This is a genomic window from Actinomadura montaniterrae, from assembly GCF_008923365.1.
GTDB lineage: Bacteria > Actinomycetota > Actinomycetes > Streptosporangiales > Streptosporangiaceae > Spirillospora > Spirillospora montaniterrae.
In genome coordinates this window covers 1-2514 of record NZ_WBMR01000439.1, presented here as the reverse complement: position 1 = coordinate 2514, position 2514 = coordinate 1, and the positions used below count along the sequence as shown (strand labels likewise).

Annotated in this window: 2 protein-coding genes; both read right to left on the bottom strand. The window is 75.4% G+C overall.

Translation table 11 applies throughout. The features are described 5' to 3' along the window. Window positions 1-33: 33 nt before the first annotated feature. Window positions 34-954, bottom strand: coding sequence for a polyprenyl synthetase family protein (locus F9B16_RS50095; RefSeq protein ID WP_151547298.1), 921 nt, complete (start codon window positions 952-954; stop codon window positions 34-36). Window positions 955-968: 14 nt separating this feature from the next. Continuing rightward, window positions 969-2339 (bottom strand): family 2B encapsulin nanocompartment shell protein, encoded by a 1371-nt coding sequence (locus F9B16_RS50090; RefSeq protein WP_151547297.1) that lies wholly within the window; start codon window positions 2337-2339, stop codon window positions 969-971. Window positions 2340-2514: the final 175 nt, after the last annotated feature.

The following is a 2514-nucleotide window of genomic DNA, read 5'->3' as shown; positions in this document are numbered from 1 at the left end:
GTTTACGAAAGGGCATGTTCTTGAGGACCTCGGTCACCTATCCGCCGCCGCCCACGCGCGCCCGCCCGCCGCCTCGATCAGCGCGGCGGCGCGGGCCGGCTCGTCGCCCGCGAGGGCCCCGCGCCGCAGGTACAGCGCCGCGAGCTCCTCCCCCGCCGCCGTCCCGGACGTCAGCGCCGCCACCACCGGCAGCGACTTCTTCCGGTTCCGCAGGTCGGAGTGGACGGGCTTGCCGGTGACCTCCGGGTCGCCCCAGATGCCGAGCAGGTCGTCGACCAGCTGGAACGCCAGCCCGAGCCGCTCGCCGAACGCCTGGAACCGGGACGCGCGCCCGGCGCCGCCCCCGTACAGGGCGCCGAGCGCGCACGCGCCGCCGAGCAGCGCGCCGGTCTTCCCGCCCGCCATCGCCAGGCACTCGGCCAGCGTGACGTCGGCGCGGTCCTCGAACGCGGTGTCCGCGCTCTGCCCCTCCACCAGCTCCAGGACCGCGCGGCTGAGCACCCGGACCGCGCCCGCCGGGTCCGGGGACGGCGCGTCCGCGAGCGCCTCGTAGGCGCCGGCGAGCAGCGCGTCCCCGGCGAGGATCGCGGCGCTGACCCCGAACACCGTCCACGCGGTGGGCCGGTGCCGGCGGGTGCGGTCGCCGTCCATGACGTCGTCGTGCAGCAGCGAGAAGTTGTGCGTCAGCTCGACCGCGACGGCGGCCGGCAGGGCGGCGGCCGCCGTCCCGCCGGCCGCCTCGGCCGCCAGCAGCGTCAGCGCCGGGCGGACGGCCTTGCCGCCCGCCCCCGCCGCCGGGCGGCCCGCCTCGTCCCGCCAGCCGAAGTGGAACTCGGCGATGGCGCGCATCGAGCCGGGCATCGCCTCGACCACGGCGCGCATCGCGGGCTCCACCAGGTCCCGGCTCCACGCCAGGATCTCGGCGGCGGATCGGGCGGAGGTCTCCACCGGCATGTCCCGTCCTCCCGTCAGCGGCCGATCTCGACGTTCTCCAGCACGCCGAGCGCGTCCGGCACCAGCACCGCGGCCGAGTAGTAGGCGCTGACCAGGTAGGACAGGATCGCCTTGTCGTCGATGCCGGTGAAGCGCACCGACAGGCCGGGCTGCACCTCGTCGGGGATGCCGGTGCGGTGCAGCCCGATGACGCCCTGGTCGTCCTCGCCGGTCCGCATCGCGATGATCGAGGTGGTGCCGGTCGGGCTGATCGGGATCTTGTCGCACGGGTAGATCGGGACGCCGCGCCACGCCTGGACGCGCCGCCCGCCGTCCACCTCGGCGGTGCCCGGGTACACGCCGCGGCGGGTGCACTCGCGGCCGAACGCGGCGATCGCCTTCGGGTGGGCGAGGTAGAAGCGGGTCTTGCGGCGCCGGGCGAGCAGGTCGTCCAGGTCGTCGGGGGTGGGCGGGCCGCCGCGGGTCTGGATGCGGTGCCGCAGGTCGGCGTTGTGCAGCAGGCCGAAGTCGCGGTTGTTGACCAGCTCGTGCTCCTGCCGCTCGCGGATCTCCTCGATGGTGAGGCGGAGCTGCTGCTCGATCTGGTTCATCGGCTTGTTGTAGAGGTCGGCGACGCGGGTGTGGACGCGCAGCAGCGTCTGCGTGACGGCCATCTCGTACTCGCGGGGCGAGGCCTCGTAGTCGACGAACGTGCCGGGCAGGACGGCCTCGCCCTCGTGGCCGGACGCGAGGTCGATGGCGGCCTCGCCGTGCCGGGTCTGCGGCGGCCTGGGCGCGTCGCGGTACTCGTCCAAGCGCGCGCGCAGCGTCTCCGACCGCTCGGTGAGCTCGACGATCGCGGTCGGCGAGAGGGTCAGCACGATGGCGGGGGTGAGGGCGCGGAACGTGTGCGGCCACTCGCCCGCGTCGCCGAGGAGGGCCTCGTCGCCGAAGAAGTCACCGCCGTCGCGGATCGCGACCTGCGTCTCGCCGCCGTACTCGCCGGTCCCGATCTCGGCGATCTTGCCGTGCGCGATCAGGTGGACGCGGTCGAGCGGGTCGCCGGCCGTCGCGATCGTCTCGCCGGGCGCGTACTCGGCCTGCGTGAACCGGCCGGCGACGGCGTCCAGGACCATCGCGTCGAGCCCCTTCAGCTGCGGCAGCTCCGCCAGCTCGCCGGGGATGACGCGGACGCTGGCGCCGTCGTTGACGAACGTCACCCGCCCGTCGCCGAGCTCGTAGGTGAGGCGGCGGTTCACCCGGTAGGTGCCGGCGTCCGCCCGCACCCACGGCAGCAGCGTCAGCAGCCACCGCGGGGTGATGCCCTGCATCTGCGGCACGGACTTGGTGGTCGTCGCGAGATTGCGCGCTGCCCGCGTGCTCAGGGCCAGCTGCGGGTCGGTCATGTGCCGCTACCTCCGGGGATCGCTGGTTGGGTCTGGCTGTGCCGCACCGGTGCGGGGCGCGCCGGCCGGAACGGGGTGCGGGCCGCCGAGGCGCCGAGCCCGGACGGGCCGGACGGGACGCGGAACCGCACGGGCGGGGCGGGCGGCGGGACGGGCGGCGGGACGGGCGGCCGGG